The following is a 15,597-nucleotide window of genomic DNA, read 5'->3' as shown; positions in this document are numbered from 1 at the left end:
GCCCCCTCTCATGCACGGTTATCGCTTATTCGGCCGCGATGGCCGGCTGGTCCTTCTCGTCATTGGCCGCTGACGCCAACGGGCTGCCGATCATGCCCATGCCCTTTTCCGAGAGCAGCATGCCGATGAGCGCCTGCAATGCGCTGCCACCTTCCGCGCCCGAGCCGCCGCCGGTGTTGATCTGCACCCGCGGCACGATGTCCACGCCCGACTTCTCCAGCGCATCGGCGAGCCGTTCGATGACCTGACGGGTCAGCTGGAACTGCGCGCCGCCCGAAGCCGCGGCCTGCTTCTCGATCGTTTCGGCCGTGGCGAGGCCGGTGCGCGTGATCCGCTCGGCATCGGCACCGGCGAGCGCCACGACCTTGGCGGCCTCACCCTCACCCAGCAGGCGGATGCGGTCAGCCTCCGCCTTGGCCAGCGTGCGGGTTTGCTCGGCATCCTGCGTGGCGCGCTTGAGCGCGGCCTTGCCCTGGTTCTCCTGCACCGTGATCGACAGCTCGGACTCGGTGATCGAGGTCTGCTGATGCGCGCGCGCTTCGGCCTCGCGCAGGGCCTTCTCGCTCTCGGCGGCGATCCGCTGCTTTTCGTAAGTCGTTACGCGTTCCTCGGCGACCTGCCGTTCGCGAAGTTGCTGGAGCACCTTTTCGATCTGGTCGTTGCCTGCCGCCGCGCGCGGGGTGCCGATCAGCACTTCCTGCAGTTCGAGGTTATAGCCGCCGAACTTGGCGCGCATTTCATCGCCCGCCTGCTCCTGAATGTCGGAGCGTTCCTGAAGCAGCTCGATCAGCGTCTTGCGCTGCGCGACGTTCTTGAAATAGGCCGAGACCATCGGATCGAGCGTCTGTTCGACCAGCTTCTTGATGTCACCGAAGCGCTGGATCACCAGCGGCGCCTTGCGATAGTCGATATGCACGACCACCGAGAGCGGCAGCGTCGGTTCGAACGCATCCTTGGTGATCAGCGAGACTTCGGACAGGTTCTCGTCCAGCTTGTGCTGGCCGGTGGTGTCCTGATCCCACTTCAGGATGAAGTTGGTGGTCGGCACGATCACGATCTTGCCGGCGTAAGTGTTGAACGCATATTTGCCGGGCAGCAGCGGTTCGCTCCACACGCCGCGCGTGCCGCGCGCCACCAGCTCGCCGTGGCGGTAATCCTCGCCCGAGGTATCCTTCCCGCTGGCGCCGGTATAGCTGATCACCACGCCGACATGGCCGACCTCGATCACGGTCTTGGAGACCATCTCCACGGTCGCGAAGAGGCGGTTGATGAAGTAGCTGCCCTCGACCAGAACCTGAAGCTGACGGCCGCGGCGCCCGCCGGCGGCAATGAACTTCTCCGGATCCTGGAAGCTGTTGTGGAAGGTGACATGGTTGGCCTGATCGGTGCCCACTTCGGGCGCGATGATCTGGTCGGCAGTGAGCGCCGGGCCGTCATGCACGGTGACGATGCCGATCTGGTCGGACGAGTCCCTGATGACCACGGCGTCGAAGCCGTCGCGCCGGGCGATCTCGCCCTGCATCTGCGCGAAGAGGTCGGCGTCGTTGCGTTCCAGTATCAACCCGTAGATCTGGTCGCGCGTGATGATCACGAACTGCGAGAGGTTGATGGCATAAGTACCCTCGCGCAGGATGGTGCGCTGCGGGCCCTTCTGGCCGCCGTTCGACAGGAAGGCGCGCACGTCGAGGAAATCGGCCGTGGAGGCATTGCTGGCGAGCGTCTGGGTGGGGCCCAACGGTGCGCCGTCACGCGCGAAGACGTAGCCGATCTGGCCTTGCGGGATCGTCACCAGCGGCTGGCTGTGGACGCGATACTGGAACGGCACGAAGAAGTGATAGCCGCCGCGCAGCACGTCGGGCTGGTAGCCCGCTTCGCGGTTCAGCGCGATCAGGCCGCCGGAGATCGAGCCGTTGCGGCTCCACAGCTTCTCGACGATGGCCACACGGTTGTTGCCCACGTACCGAACGCAGCGCGACAGCGTAAATAGAAAGACGACGACGAGAGCCACGACCGCCGAAGCGCCGAGCACAAACATGTTTGTCATCTGGGGAGGTGTCCTTGGGACCTAAGAAACGAGCGCACCAATTGCGCTCGGAGCGATATTTACGCCTGTTCCGAGCGGCTCGCCAGAGAAATACAATAAATTAACCCTGAAAATGTGAGGGGCCGTACCGCGCCTCCACATAGCCCGCGATGATGCGGGCCTGCTTCTCGTCTTCCTGTGCCTCGGCCTCGGCAAGCTCCGCCTCGGCGGCGACTATGCGCTCGATCGTGGCTGCGGCCATGTCGGCCAGAACCGCGCGCTTTTCCGGTGCGGCGGAGCCCAGCGCCCGGACGGAGGTCTCCACCGCTTCCGCGACATCGCGGGCGAGGGCCTGATAGGCCGGGTCATCGTGATTCCAGCGCGCCGATGTCAGCCGCGCCAGCGCAGCCTCCGCGCGCGGACCGGGCAATGTGCGGGCCCGGTCGAGGGCATGGTGCAGCAGGCGCTCCGACCGCTTTGCTGCTGCCCGGGGATCGCGCGCCCGACGGCGCCTTTGCCGCGCACGCAGCAGGGGATCGACAAGCGCAGCGGCAGTCGTGGCGGCCACCGCCAGCGCGGCATATCCGCCCAGCAGCGCCGGGCTGAGACGCAAGGCGAGATGCAGGACGCTTTCGGCGTCGTCGGGGGCATCGCGCACGACCGCGACGAGCATCGCCAGAAGATAGAACGGCAGGACAAAGTGGAGGAATGCCCCGCCCACCAGTTTCCATGGGAGGACCGGAGCAGTGTGCTCTTTCTCTTTCAAAACGGCATCGTTCGGCACGCGCCTATTCTGCCATACCGGCGCGGCGGGCGCCACAGGCTACTGTGACGGAACGCGGGACCGATCGGACCGTTTTAGGCTGCACGAGGCGTGTCCGTCGCAGCCAAGGCGGGGGACAGCGCCGCGAACCGGAGAGTGACGCCCATGCACAAGAGTTTCACCGCATTCGCCAACTTCGTGGCCGGGGCGGCCGGCAAGGCACAGACCTTCATCGCCGCGCTTCTGGTCGTGGTGGTCTGGGCGATCTCGGGACCGATCTTCAAGTGGTCCGACACCTGGCAACTCGTCATCAACACCGGGACGACCATCGTGACGTTCCTGATGGTGTTCCTGATCCAGAACAGCCAGAACCGCGACGCTGCCGCCTTTCAGGCCAAGCTCGACGAATTGCTGCGCGCGCTGGAAAATGCCCGCAACGGCTTCATCGGCATCGAGCACCGCAGCGCCGAGGAGATCGACCGCCTGCGCACCCGGCTCGAAGAGGAAACCGGCCAGTGCGAGGATCCGCATCACGCTGCCAAGGCCAGTGTGGGGCGCCTGCTCGACCGGTTTTGAAAAGCGCGGCCCGGAAAAATTTTCGGTCTCGTGTCGATTTCCGGTCGTCCCGTTCGTCGAGAGATCGAGAGGCTGATAAAAGCCTCCGGTCACGAAGGAGTGAGATCATGCGTGTAATGGTATTCGTGAAGGCGACCGAGGACAGCGAACGCGGCACACTGCCCGCGAAAGAGATGTTTGAGGCGATGGGCAAGTTCAACGAGGAACTGGTCAAAGCCGGTGTCTTGGTGGTTGCCGACGGGCTCAAGCCATCGTCGGCGGGCAAGCGGATCGCGTTCGATGGCCCCTCCCGCACGGTCATCGACGGTCCCTTTGCCGAAACGCGCGAACTGGTCGCCGGCTTCTGGATCTGGGAGGTCAAGGACATGGACGAGGCTATCGCCTGGGCCAAGCGCTGCCCCAATCCCATGCCGGGGCCGAGCGATCTGGAAATCCGCCCCGTCTACTGCCTGGAGGACTTCGCTGAAATCTTCGACAGCGCGGGGGAGCCGCAGTCCGATGGCTGAATAAGCGCAAATGGTGGGCGAGGAATCGCGCCGGGCGATCGAAGCGGTGTTTCGGATCGAGCGGGCCGGACTCATTGCCGGTCTGGCCCGCATGGTTCGCGATGTCGACAGCGCCGAGGAACTGGCGCAGGAAGCGCTGCTCGCCGCGCTCGCTGACTGGCCGAAATCCGGCGTTCCCGAAAAGCCGGGCGCGTGGCTCATGACGACTGCCAAGCGCCGTGCGCTGGACAGAATGCGGCGCGACCAGATGCGCGAGCGCAAGCATGCCGAACTTGCCCGCGAACGCGACGATGATGAAGGGGCGGCTGCCGAACGGATCGCCGCTGCCATCGACAACGATATCGGCGACGACCTGCTCAGCCTGATCTTCACTGCCTGCCACCCGGTCCTTTCGGCCGAGGCGCGCGCGGCGCTCACCTTGCGGCTGATCGGCGGGCTGACGACCGAGGAAATTGCCCGCGCCTTCCTGTCCGCCGAGGCCACCATCGCCCAGCGCATCGTCCGCGCAAAACGCGCCATCGCCAAGGCCGGGCTGGCTTTCGAAGTCCCGCGCGGCGCCGAACGCGCCGTGCGCCTCGCCTCGGTACTGGAGGTCATCTATCTGATCTTCAACGAAGGCTATGCGGCAACCCGAGGCGAGGATCTGATCCGAACTTCGCTTTGCGCCGAGGCGCAGCGGCTCGGCCGGATCCTGGCGGGGCTGATGCCGGAGGAGCCGGAAGTGCTCAGCCTGCAGGCGCTGATGGAGATTCAGGCCTCGCGCTTTGCGGCGCGGGTGGCGCCGGATGGCGCCTTCGTGCCCCTGACCGCGCAGAACCGCGCGCGATGGGACCGGCTCTTGATCTGGGACGGGCTGGCAGCGCTGGAACGGGCGGAGGCACTGGGCGGCAGCGACGGCGCCTATGCCCTGCAAGCCGCGATTGCCGCCTGTCATGCTCGCGCCCTCAAGGCGGAAGATACCGACTGGCCGCGCATTGCGGCGCTCTACGACCGGCTGCGCGCCGTCGTGCCGTCGCCGGTGGTCGATCTGAACCGTGCGGTGGCGCACAGCATGGCATTCGGACCGGAGGCCGGGCTCAGGCTGATCGACGAGATCGCGGACGCCGCCGTACTGCGCGACTACGCGCCGTTGCCGGCCGCGAAAGGCGATTTGCTGTTCCGCGCCGGGCGCCTCGGCGAGGCGCGCGTCGCCTTCGAAACCGCCGCCGGGCTTACGCGCAACGCGGTGGAGAAGTCGTTCCTGCTGTCACGCGCCCGGTCCTGCATGTGCTGACGCGCGCGAAATGGGATCATTTTCCCTGACGCGCCGGAATAGCCTGTCCCGAGTGTCCGCTGATTTCGGTCCCGGCATGCGGCGCGAAACGCAGGTTCCAGATCGTTGCCGACAGCGAGATGGCGGTCACGACCCAGAATGCCGAGGAGAAGTCGCTGATGGTCGGCGTCTCATGCCCATGGGCCAGCGTGGCAAGGTGCAAGGCCACCGCCGCAATGCAGATGCCGAGCGAGAGCATAAGCTGCTGGAAGGTGGAGTAAAAGGCCGTGGCGCTGCTCATCTGGCGCTTGTCGATGCCGTCGTAGGCGATCGTATTGTAGGCGGTGAACTGGAACGACATGAAGAACCCGGCGAGCATCAGCACGCCGAACATGGCCCAGGTCGGCCAGTCTGGCCGGAACAGGCCGCAGACGGCATAGCCTGCGGTTGCCACGAAGCCATTTGCGATCAGCGCCCTGCGAAAGCCGAAGCGGCGCAGGATGCGGGGCGCGAAGCTCTTCATCGCCAGTGAGCCGATGGCGGTTGCCACCGTGATGGTGCCGCTGCGCGCGGCGGTGAAGCCGAAGCCCACCTGCATCATCAGTGGCAGCAGGAAGGGCTGTGCGCCTTGCGTGATGCGCGTCAGCGAACCGGCAATCACGGAAAGGCGGAACGTGTCGTCCTTCAGCAGCGAGAGGTCGAGGATCGCGCCCTCGCGCCGCTTGGCGTGGGTAATGTAGCTGAGGCCCGCGACGATGCCGATGGCGACGAGGCCGGCCGAAATCCATTCCCGGCCCGGTCGGCTGGCCATTTCGAAGCCGAACAGCAGGCAGCCGAGCGCAATGCCGCTCAGCACGAAGCCCAGCACGTCGAAGCGGTTGGGCCGCTCTTCGCGGACATTGGCGATGAAGCGCCCGGTCAGCCAGAGGCCCAGAACGCCCATCGGCAGGTTGATGTAGAAAATCCATCGCCAGTCGAGATAGGTCACGATGAAGCCGCCCAGCGGCGGACCGATGATCGGGCCGATCAGTGCCGGCACCAGCAGCCACGACATCGCGCTGACCATGTCCTGCTTGGCAACCGAGCGCAGCAGTACAAGGCGCCCGACCGGGATCATCATGGCGCCGCCGATCCCCTGCACGAAGCGCGAGACGACGATCATCTCCAGCGTCGGTGACTGACCGCAGGCAAGGCTGCCCAGCGTGAACAGCACGATCGCGGTGCGGAACACCGTGCGCGAGCCGAACCGGTCCGCCAGCGTGCCCGAGGCGGGAATGAAGATGGCGAGCGCCAGCAGGTAGGACGTGAGCGCCACGCTCATGTCCTGCGCGCGTACGCCGAAGTCGCGCGCCATCGTCGGCAGCGCGGTGGCCAGCACGGTCGCGTCGACGAATTCCATGAACAGGGCCGAAGCGATGATCAGCGCGACCAGCCGGTAGTTCCTGCTGGCTGCGGGCGCGCCCATGTCGGGCGTCATGGCGATCGAGCCTCCGGCGGGCACGATGCCGTCGCGTACTTCGGCATTGACGGAAGCGATGCCGCGCCTGCGGGGCCTCAGCATCGGGTTGCGGCTTCGGAATATCGAATCTGCATGATGTCCGGACCATAGCCGGGTCGGTCATCCATGCATCCATCAATTTGTGCGCGAGCGTTTCAATTTGCGCGCGGTTTCGCCCGGAGCTGGCCGGGCGGCCGTTTCTGAAAATGGCGCCGAAATTGTAAAAGTGTACCGGGACGTTTTTGGGCGTAATCAAGATTGCGAGGGGCAAACGGCAGGGAGAATGTCCGTGACCGGTATCGAAGCTTCGGCACATGCGTTCGAGCAATGGCAGCGCACCCGGTTGGGTCCGTTGTTTGTCGAGAAGGATCTGGAACGGAAGCATAACAAGATGCGCAAGGGCGTGTTTCCGTTCCTGCGGGCCACCTATTGGCGGTGGTCGGAAATCGTCTTCGATATGCTCCCGCATTGGCGCGATGCGAGCCAGGTGCTGGCGATCGGCGACACCCATCTCGAAAACTTCGGTACTTGGCGCGATGCCGAGGGGCGCCTTGTCTGGGGCGCCAACGATTTCGACGATGCCTGCGTGATGCCTTGGTCGCTCGATCTTGTCCGCCTCGCGACAAGCGCGGTGCTGGCGGCCGGCGAGGATGCCGACATCGCGGGGATTTGCGCGGCGATTTGGGAAGGGTACCGCGAGGGTATTGCCGCGCCATCGCCGATCATTCTGGACCGCGACCGGGGGTGGCTGCGAACCGACCTCGTGCTGGGCGATGAAGAGCGTAAGGAATTCTGGGAGGATTTCGACCAACCGCCCAGCATCATTCCCGCAAGTTATCTGTCGGCTCTCAAGGCATCGCTTCCCTCCGACGGCGGGGATCCGGTCTGCTTCGCACGGCAGGCGGGCACGGGCAGCCTTGGCAAGCCGCGTTTCGTGGCCAGTCTTGCCAACTGGCGCGGAGGGCCGGTGCTGCGGGAAGCCAAGGGGATGCTGCCCTCCGCGTGGACGCTTTTCCACGGCGGTACAGAAGCGCCGGGCGTAATGGAGGTCGCGCAAGGCGCATTTCGTTCGCCCGATCCCTGTCTTCAGATCCATGGCGACATCCTCGTCCGCCGACTTTCCCCGAACAGCCGGAAAATCGAGGCGGAAGACAAGGGGCGGCTGCTTCTGCGGCCGCGGATGGTGCGCATGATGGGGCAGGAAATCGCCAACTGCCATGCCAGTGACATCGCGCGTGCGGCTGCCGTGCGGGCCGAAGTGATGGCCAGATCCGGCGATTGGCTGGAGCCCGATGCCCGGACCATGGCGAAGGTGGTCGCGAAAGATCAGAATGATTTTGCATCGAGCGGTGGATGAGCGGGAGGTTAGTTAACTCCAAGCAGTCCTATAGTAATTTCCGATAAAACCGAGGTGAGGTGCGAAATCGGCCGAATCCGTTATGTGTCAAATCTCGTCCCGAGGATAATATTTATAGAGTTACCTAGGGGATTTTGGTAATTGATGTGGTTATCCGACCGGGGTGCGATCTGGGGGTTTGGGCATGACGAAGGCGAAAACGGATCTTGAGGCCGTTGTCATAGATCTTCCGCTTGCCAGAAATTCAAAAGATGACCCGGACATGGTCGGTCTGGTCCAGGAATTCGTGCTGGCCCTGCCTATGGACCTGTTCACGGTCGGCCATGACGGTACGGTGCTGACCGCCAACCTGTCGCACACGATCCGATCGCCGGCAGGCCTGGAGCATCGCCGGTCGGTCATCGGCGCCCCGTTCGAGAATGCGCTGGATCGCCTGCCCATCGATGACGAGAGCCGGCGGGAAATCTGCGCTCAGCTGAACGCCGTGCTGCGCGGCACAGTGCTGACGGCGTGTCGCTGCTATCGCCTGCTGGCGTCCGATCCCGATATGTTGACGGTTCAGGCAACCCGCATGTCCGGGCGTGCGGGCCAGATGCTGGTCGTGCTGCAGCGGGAGCGTAGCACGGTGTCCGAGCGGTGTGGCCGCAGGGCGTATCAGGCCCAGTTCCTGCGTGCGCAGGATGAGGAACGCAGACGGATCGCCCGCGACCTGCATGACGGTACCGCGCAATATCTGGCGCTGGCGCAAGTCATGCTGGAAGCCGTGCGCAAGGCCCGCACCGTCGATGCCATGGAAGAGGCCTGCGCCGATATCGAATCCGCTCTCAGCACCGCACAGCACCAGATGCGGACTCTGAGCTACGTCCTCCACCCGCCCGAACTGGAAGCGGGCGGCATCGTCGAGGCTCTGGGATCGTTCCTGAAGGGCTTTGCGCGGCGGACCGGGCTCCGCGTGCGGTTCCGCAATCTTGCCGGCTACATCAGGCCATCGGCCGACCTTGAGATCGCCCTGTACCGGGTGGCGCAGGAAGCACTGGTCAATGTCGGCAAGCATGCTTTTGCCAGCACGGTCGAAGTGCGGCTCCGCCATATCGGCGGATACCTTGTGCTTGAGATCGAGGACGACGGCATCGGTATCTCAGCTGATATTCTGGAAGGCCGCATGCGCGAGGCGGTCGGCGTCGGGCTTGTCGGCATGCGCGAACGCGTCGAGGGGCTGGGCGGCGTATTCTGCGTGGAGCGAGGATTGAACGGCACGCAGGTCAGCGCGCGTTTTCCGCAGCGGCGGGCCGAGGATCTGGGACCCGCGCGCGCGGCCGGTGCCGAGATCGTTACGGCTCGACGATATTGTTCCGAACCGCGTAAAGCACGAGTTCCGCCGTCGTCCTGATCTTGAGCTTGTGCATTGCCGCGGCGCGGTGGGTCTCCACCGTTTTCACGCTGATTTCGAGGATGTGGGCGATCTGCTTGTTGAGTTTGCCCTCCGCGATCAGCTGGACGATTTCCCGCTCCCGCGCGGTGAGGGTGGTATTCTTCTCGGAGGTGTGATCGCTCTCGATGAAATGTTCGAGCAGCGTTTCCGAAATGGCGCCCGAGAAATAGGGCTTGCGCTTTGACAGGGCCTTGACCGCCGCCACCAAATGGGTGCCGCTGTCCGATTTCAGCACGTATCCCCGTGCTCCGGCACGCAGTACGTCGATCAGCAGGCTTTCCCGGTCGTGCATCGTGTAGATGAGAATCTCGGTGCGTGGCAGCGCGTGCTTGATTGACCGCGTAAGCTCGAGCCCGTTCATCAGCGGTAGCGAGTAGTCGAGAATGGCAATGTCGGGCTGGGTCTCGAGGGCAAGGCCCAAAGCCTCGCGCCCGTCGGCCGCTTCGGCCACGACTTCGAAAGAGGAATGGGATTCAAGCAGTGTCCGCACGCCCTTGCGCATGGCCTGGTGGTCGTCGGCGATCAGGATTCTGCTTGTGGGCGGCCGCATGCGAACTCCTTTGCTCCTGGTCCGTTCTCAGGTTCGATGAGTTCGGGCGACCATCATCGCCGCACAATTCGCGCGTTCAATCGGGAATTACCCTAGCGGTTCGCGCAATCGCATCGAAGGGAGGAGGCACCATCCGCGTGGTGATGCCCCGGTCGCGGGCGTTCGCAAAGCGATTATTTGCCGAATTAACAATCGATTGCCGCGCCGCGGGTTTCGCCAGAGAGCGAAATCCCGCAGAACGCGCCGCACTTTACCGGCAAGCGGGATTGCCCTCGCGGAGCAGCGCAACGAAGGCGATGGATTTTGCCGCGATCATCAGCAATGCCGCCGCGCCGGAAAGCTCGGCCTGTTTCATCCCGCGCATCTCGTCATCCTTACGGGTTCACGCCATCATTCGGCCAGATCGGGGGCCATGGGAATACCGCTCGACGGCTGCGGGCCCGTACGCGGAGCGGCGGCTACGCGATCCTTGAGCTTCTCGAAATCCGCTTCGAACTTGGGGCGGATGGTTCCGCAGATGCGGTCCCAGATCGTTGTGTAGCCGCCATAGTTGCCGTTGAAATAGCGATGATGCTGATCGTGGAAGGTCGCGGTGATGAACCACTTGGTGGCCCAACTGCGGTTCCACCAGCGCGGCATGAACTCGTAGCCTGAGTGGACGTAGAGCCCCATGAAGATGTTGGTCGGCAGGATCAGCATCAGCGTGGCGTCGTGGACGGTGAAGATCGTCAGGAACAGGGGCACGAAACCGCCGTTTATGATCGATTCCAGCGGATTGACCGAGAGCGTGGTCAGCAGATTGGGCGATGTCGACTTGTGATGGAGCTTGTGGATCCAGCTGTAGAACGGCTCCTTGTGCATCCAGCGGTGCAGCCAGTAGAAATAGGTGTCGAACAGCAGGAAATAGAGCCCGTACTCAAGGGCGATCATCCACCATCCGGCCGGGGCGTTTTGGAACGCGACCCAACCTTGGGCCTTCAGCCAGGCGGTCAGGCCGCCGAGGATCTTGCCGGAAATGGCCAGCGTCACCACTGCGACGAGCGCCTCGTTGCGGAAGGTCTTCCACTTGAACCCGCGCGGCTGGATCTTGCGCGCCTTGAAATAGCCGGTGACGATCCCGGACAGGATGCCGGTCGCCACGAAGAGGATAAGCCACAGCCGCAGCAGGTGGTCCCCGGTCGTCATCGCCTCGATCATCGCTCGTCAGCCCAGAACCAGCGCAAAGGCAAAGACGTGGAGGACAAGAGCGAGCGTGCCGGCGAAAGCGTGCGACGCGGGAAGCGAGCTGGACATGCGATTTTCTCCATTCGGCGATGCATCCTGCCCGCCGTCAGGTGATCCATCGCAGCGCGCGATTGGCCGGCAACCGATTTTACGTTACGTTGCCGCTGCCACTGCCAAATAGGCGGAAAACGTTGATTTTCCCAATTGGCGGTTCGTGAAATGGGAGAGAATGCCAGATGAGCCGCCTTCGCCAGTTCCTGTTAGAGCTTTGGGCGATGCTCGTCTCCGCAGCGGTCATCGGCTTTCTTGGCCCCTTCGGCACGTACCTTGAGGCGGACTTTCCGTCGCGGGTATGGGAATGGTGGGCGCACCTGATGGGGGCCTATATCGTCGTTCGGCCGGCCATCGGTTTATGGGTGGCGGTCGCGGATGCAACCTCGCTGCCCAGGCGTTCCATCGTGTTCTGGGGCGTGATCGTGACGAGCTTTCCGCTCACCCTGATCTGGCAATGGGTCGGAAGTGCGTTCTTCCATGCACTGGGTGGGTTCGCCGGCATTCTTCCGTTTGCTCTGCTCAGCGCCATGGGCGTGCTTGTCGTTGTCTGGTGGGCGCGGCGGGTGGACGAGGAATTTGGCGCTCCGCTGGCTGCCGAACCGGACCATGCACGCAGTCCGGAACTGGTCGCGGAGGCTGTGCCGGTTCCATCCATCCCAGCGGGCGGGCCCCGCTTGTCGGGACGGCTCTCGCCGCAGTTCGCCGGTCCGATTCAGGCGCTCCAGAGCGAGGACCACTATGTACGCGTGCACGGCGTCACCGGCAGCGAGCTTTTGTTCATGCGCCTTCGCGATGCCATCGCGGAAATGGACGGGATGGCAGGGCAACAGGTCCATCGCAGCTGGTGGATCGCGCAAGGCGCTGTCGCGTCAATAGAGGCGGACGGCCGCTCGCGCCGGATCGTTCTGGCCAATGGCGCGACGGCGCAAGTGGCGCGGGAATCCGTTGGCCGGCTGGAGAGCAGCGGCTTCCTGTCGAAGGGCGCCTAGCTCTCCTTCATCGTACCCCTGCGTTGTTTCCGCCGCCGGATTTTAATCACCGGATCGGTATCAACAGGGAAGGTGTGGTCGCCGGTTTTGAGGCTACCACGCACTTGCGTCCGAGATGAAAGCGGTGATCGCGCGGCGGACCCATTCCTGTCGCACCGGGCGTGAAACCGGGCGATCGGTGAGCATCACGTTCACGTAGTAGCCGCGCAGCATCAGGATGAAGGCCTCCGCCGCGCCGTCGGCATCCTTGGGGACTTTGCCTTTCGCGGCGGCGCATTGGCGGATGAAATCGGCGATCTGCTGCACGCCGATCTGGGTCCGTTCGGCGGCTGCGATGCCCAATTCGGGAAAGCGATGAGACTCGCTGTAGATCAGGCGATTGACGCCCAGCAGCCCTCCACTGAAGCTGATTTCCAGCGACCGGTCGGCATAGGCGAGCAGCCCTTTCTCCAGATCCGCGTCCCCGGCTTGGAGTTGCAGCAGCGTTGCGCTGAGGGCGTGGTCCATCTGCTGGAACATGATCGCCCGGAACAACTGCTCCTTCGACGAATAGCGCGAGTAGAGCGTCGTCTTGGAAATGCCGGCGGCCTTGACGATCCGGGTCATCGACGTGCCGCCATAGCCGTGGCGCAGAAATTCCTGAAGCGCGACATCCAGCAACTGACCGTCGATTTCGGCGACTTCTTCCAGCGTCGGCCGGCCCCGCGCCCGCGGAGTTGCGGCCCTGGATCCGGTAGCCTTGCCTCCGGTACTGTTCGGCCGGATGTTCTTGGGTGCAGAATTGGCGATCGCTGGTGCCGTCATGAAACCGGCATGCCGAAACGGCGGGGTGTTGGCCACCGATATTTCGCCGTGTGGGGATCGGGCAAGGCGGGGCAAAGCTTGACAAGCGCGGCCCGGCCGACCCAGACAAGAAACGAACCAGTCGGTATCATTTAATGCCGCGGGCTGCCCGCTGGAGCAGCCATCTTGCCGCGATGCGCGCGGGATCTGGTCGAAAAACGATCCGGCGGGCGAGGTCCTGACAGTGAACACCGCATGCAAGCCGACTGATGTTCCCACACCGGGCGAAATCGATATTCCCGCGCTTCGGCAACGCTACGCCCATGAGCGGGACAAGCGGCTGCGGCCCGAAGGCGGCGAGCAGTATCTGAAGACCGAGCACGAGTACGCCCAGGCATACGAAGCCGATCCGCACATGCCGCGGGTGCCGCGCGATCCGATTTCCGAGGATCTCGACGTTGCCGTGCTCGGCGGTGGGTTCTCGGGGCTGATGGCGGGGGTGCACTTGCGCAACGCGGGTGTCTCGACGTTCCGCCATATCGAACATGCCGGCGATTTCGGCGGGGTCTGGTACTGGAACCGCTACCCCGGCGTGCAGTGCGACAACGATGCCTATTGCTACATGCCGCTGCTGGAGGAGACCGGCTATTTCCCCTCGAAGAAGTTCGCGGACGGCTTCGAGATACAGCGCCATTGCCGCCGCATCGGCGAGCAATACGGGCTTTACGAGAACGCGCTGTTCCACACGCGTATCACCGCGCTGCGCTGGGACGAAGAACGCGATCGCTGGCGGATCGCCACCGATCACGGTGACGACATCCGCGCACGTTTCGTCATCATGTGCGGCGGCCCGCTGAACAGGCCCAAGCTTCCCGGCATTCCGGGACTGCACGATTTCAGGGGCAAGGTCTTCCACACTGCGCGCTGGGACTATGCCTATACCGGCGGGCGCTGGGAGGATCCGGTTCTCGACAAGCTGGCGGACAAGCGCGTGGCGATCGTCGGCACGGGCGCGACGTCGATCCAGGCGGTGCCCTTCCTCGGCAAGTATGCGAAGCAGCTTTATGTCTTGCAGCGCACGCCCCCCACGGTCGATGCGCGCCCAAACCCGCCTACCGACATGGAATGGGCGCGGTCTCTCCAACCCGGCTGGCAGAAGGAGCGTCAGCGCAATTTCCATCATGTCGCGATCGAGGGCATGCGGCCGGGCGATGTCGACCAGATTTGCGATATCTGGACAGAAATCAACCGCGACCTTGCCGCTGAACTGGCTGGCGAAGGCTGGCCGGACCTGACGCTCGAAGCCTATCTCGAACGCCGCGAAGCCATGGATTTTCGCGTGATGGAGCGCATGCGCCGCCGCGTCGAAGCCATTGTCGAGGACAAGGCGACCGCCGAGGCGCTCAAGCCCTGGTTCGGCTTCAACTGCAAGCGTCCGCTATCGAACGATGACTATTACCCGACTTTCAATCGCCCGAATGTCAAGCTGCTGGACGTATCCGCCACGCGCGGCGTCGAGCGGTTGACCGAAAACGGCTTTGTACATGAAGGCACCGAATATGGGATCGACTGCCTGATCTGTGCCAGCGGGTTCGAGGTCACCAGCGATCTCGACCGCCGCTGGGGCATCGGCGCGGTCGATGGGCGCGGCGGTCAGTCGCTCTATGAGAACTGGGCGGACGGCTATCGGACGTTGCATGGGGCAATGAGCCACGGCTTCCCCAACCAGTTCTTCACCGGCTATGTGCAGGGCGGCTTCAATGCCACTACCATCGAGCAGTTCAGCCGGCAGGGCTATCACATCGCCTATATCATCAGGCAGGCGCTCGATCGCGGGGCAACGGCGGTCGAACCCACGCTGGATGCTCAGGACGCATGGGTCGCGAAGATCCGTGCCACGGCCGTCGATATCTCGAAGCTCCAGCGGGAATGCACGCCCGGCTACTTCAACAACGAAGGCGATCACAAGGGCAGGCGCTGGTATCTCGGCGAATCCTACGGTCCGGGCTGGGATGCCTTCGAGACGATGATGCAGGATTGGCGCGATGCTGGGACCCTGGAGGGTCTCAGTGTCACGTGCCGCGCGGCGCAGGCAGCGGATTGAACGCGGCGGGAAACGGGAGGGAGGGATCTCGCTCCCGTTTCCCAGCGGCTATTGCGCCTCGATTTCGTGGCGCCGGCTCTCGACATCCGCCAGCAGCGGCAGGATCTTCTGGTCAGCGAGGATCGTGCAGTAGTACTCGTTGACGTGCACGATCTTGCCTTCCAGCAGCGTGAAAACCATGCAGTACTGGTTGCAATAGGCCTCGCCGTTGACGAGCGTGGCATTGCCCTCGAATTCCACGACCACACGGTCGCCTTCGCCGGTGACCGACTTGAAATCGGGCCGGAGGCCGGTCGGGATCAGGTCCTTGAAGGCAGCGGTCGTGGCCACGATGAGTTCGTAGGGGCGGGCCCCCGAAAGTTTCCCGAAGCCCTTGGCTACCGTCACCGCATCGGGCGAGAGGCAGCGTTCGGCCGCAACGGCATCGCCATTGCTGAACGCTTCGATGAATGCGATCACGACCTGCTTGTTGGCTTCGCTCATGTC

The 15,597-nt window shown here is 63.9% G+C and carries 14 protein-coding genes; 7 read left to right on the top strand and 7 right to left on the bottom strand.

Features of this window, described 5'->3' with window-relative positions:
• Nucleotides 1–25: 25 nt before the first annotated feature.
• Together EDF56_RS21880 and EDF56_RS21875 are read right to left on the bottom strand one after the other, a co-directional pair.
• On the bottom strand, nucleotides 26–2,044 hold the full coding sequence (locus tag EDF56_RS21880; protein WP_132391569.1) for an SPFH domain-containing protein: 2,019 nt from the start codon (nucleotides 2,042–2,044) through the stop codon (nucleotides 26–28).
• Between the two features lie 100 nt (nucleotides 2,045–2,144).
• Complete coding sequence (locus EDF56_RS21875) at nucleotides 2,145–2,744, bottom strand: hypothetical protein (protein ID WP_132391567.1); 600 nt, start codon at nucleotides 2,742–2,744, stop codon at nucleotides 2,145–2,147.
• A gap of 207 nt (nucleotides 2,745–2,951) precedes the next feature.
• Between EDF56_RS21875 and EDF56_RS21870 the strand changes: the two genes are divergently transcribed.
• The 3 genes from EDF56_RS21870 to EDF56_RS21860 all read left to right on the top strand — a co-directional run bounded on the left by EDF56_RS21870 (nucleotide 2,952) and on the right by EDF56_RS21860 (nucleotide 5,141).
• Nucleotides 2,952–3,362 (top strand): low affinity iron permease family protein, encoded by a 411-nt coding sequence (locus tag EDF56_RS21870; RefSeq protein WP_132391565.1) that lies wholly within the window; start codon nucleotides 2,952–2,954, stop codon nucleotides 3,360–3,362.
• A gap of 107 nt (nucleotides 3,363–3,469) precedes the next feature.
• Nucleotides 3,470–3,868 carry a YciI family protein gene (locus EDF56_RS21865; RefSeq protein ID WP_132391563.1) on the top strand — a complete coding sequence of 133 codons (399 nt, stop codon included), beginning with the start codon at nucleotides 3,470–3,472 and terminating at the stop codon, nucleotides 3,866–3,868.
• A 10-nt stretch (nucleotides 3,869–3,878) separates the two neighbouring features.
• A complete protein-coding gene (locus EDF56_RS21860) occupies nucleotides 3,879–5,141 on the top strand; it encodes a sigma-70 family RNA polymerase sigma factor (RefSeq protein ID WP_132391561.1) in 1,263 nt (420 codons plus the stop codon).
• 16 nt (nucleotides 5,142–5,157) lie between these two features.
• On the opposite strand, the gene EDF56_RS21855 is transcribed toward EDF56_RS21860, so the two are convergent.
• Entirely contained in the window at nucleotides 5,158–6,681 is a 1,524-nt protein-coding gene (locus EDF56_RS21855; protein WP_132391559.1) for a DHA2 family efflux MFS transporter permease subunit, read from the bottom strand.
• 79 nt (nucleotides 6,682–6,760) lie between these two features.
• Between EDF56_RS21855 and EDF56_RS21850 the strand changes: the two genes are divergently transcribed.
• Both EDF56_RS21850 and EDF56_RS21845 read left to right on the top strand, forming a co-directional pair.
• Nucleotides 6,761–7,975 (top strand): DUF2252 family protein, encoded by a 1,215-nt coding sequence (locus EDF56_RS21850; protein ID WP_243652766.1) that lies wholly within the window; start codon nucleotides 6,761–6,763, stop codon nucleotides 7,973–7,975.
• A gap of 262 nt (nucleotides 7,976–8,237) precedes the next feature.
• On the top strand, nucleotides 8,238–9,365 hold the full coding sequence (locus EDF56_RS21845; protein WP_165912325.1) for a sensor histidine kinase: 1,128 nt from the start codon (nucleotides 8,238–8,240) through the stop codon (nucleotides 9,363–9,365).
• On the opposite strand, the gene EDF56_RS21840 is transcribed toward EDF56_RS21845, so the two are convergent.
• Complete coding sequence (locus EDF56_RS21840) at nucleotides 9,307–9,957, bottom strand: response regulator transcription factor (protein ID WP_132391555.1); 651 nt, start codon at nucleotides 9,955–9,957, stop codon at nucleotides 9,307–9,309. The genes EDF56_RS21845 and EDF56_RS21840 overlap by 59 nt on opposite strands.
• Nucleotides 9,958–10,347: 390 nt before the next feature.
• Entirely contained in the window at nucleotides 10,348–11,154 is an 807-nt protein-coding gene (locus EDF56_RS21835) for a sterol desaturase family protein (protein WP_132391553.1), read from the bottom strand.
• 263 nt (nucleotides 11,155–11,417) lie between these two features.
• On the opposite strand from EDF56_RS21835, the gene EDF56_RS21830 reads away from it, so the two are divergent.
• Nucleotides 11,418–12,224, top strand: a complete 807-nt coding sequence (locus EDF56_RS21830) for a LytTR family DNA-binding domain-containing protein (RefSeq protein ID WP_207904908.1) — start codon at nucleotides 11,418–11,420, stop codon at nucleotides 12,222–12,224.
• A 93-nt stretch (nucleotides 12,225–12,317) separates the two neighbouring features.
• Here EDF56_RS21830 and EDF56_RS21825 read toward each other — a convergent pair whose 3' ends face one another.
• Entirely contained in the window at nucleotides 12,318–13,028 is a 711-nt protein-coding gene (locus EDF56_RS21825) for a TetR/AcrR family transcriptional regulator (RefSeq protein ID WP_132391551.1), read from the bottom strand.
• Nucleotides 13,029–13,251: 223 nt separating this feature from the next.
• Between EDF56_RS21825 and EDF56_RS21820 the strand changes: the two genes are divergently transcribed.
• A complete protein-coding gene (locus EDF56_RS21820; RefSeq protein WP_207904906.1) occupies nucleotides 13,252–15,111 on the top strand; it encodes an NAD(P)/FAD-dependent oxidoreductase in 1,860 nt (619 codons plus the stop codon).
• A 48-nt stretch (nucleotides 15,112–15,159) separates the two neighbouring features.
• Here the strand turns inward: EDF56_RS21820 and EDF56_RS21815 are convergent, their stop codons facing one another.
• Entirely contained in the window at nucleotides 15,160–15,594 is a 435-nt protein-coding gene (locus tag EDF56_RS21815) for a nuclear transport factor 2 family protein (protein WP_165912324.1), read from the bottom strand.
• Between the last annotated feature and the right edge of the window lie 3 nt (nucleotides 15,595–15,597).

Origin of the sequence: Novosphingobium sp. PhB165 (assembly GCF_004341845.1) — a bacterium.
GTDB lineage: Bacteria > Pseudomonadota > Alphaproteobacteria > Sphingomonadales > Sphingomonadaceae > Novosphingobium.
Note: the sequence above shows the minus strand (reverse complement) of the source record. Positions and strands in the feature narration are given on the sequence as shown.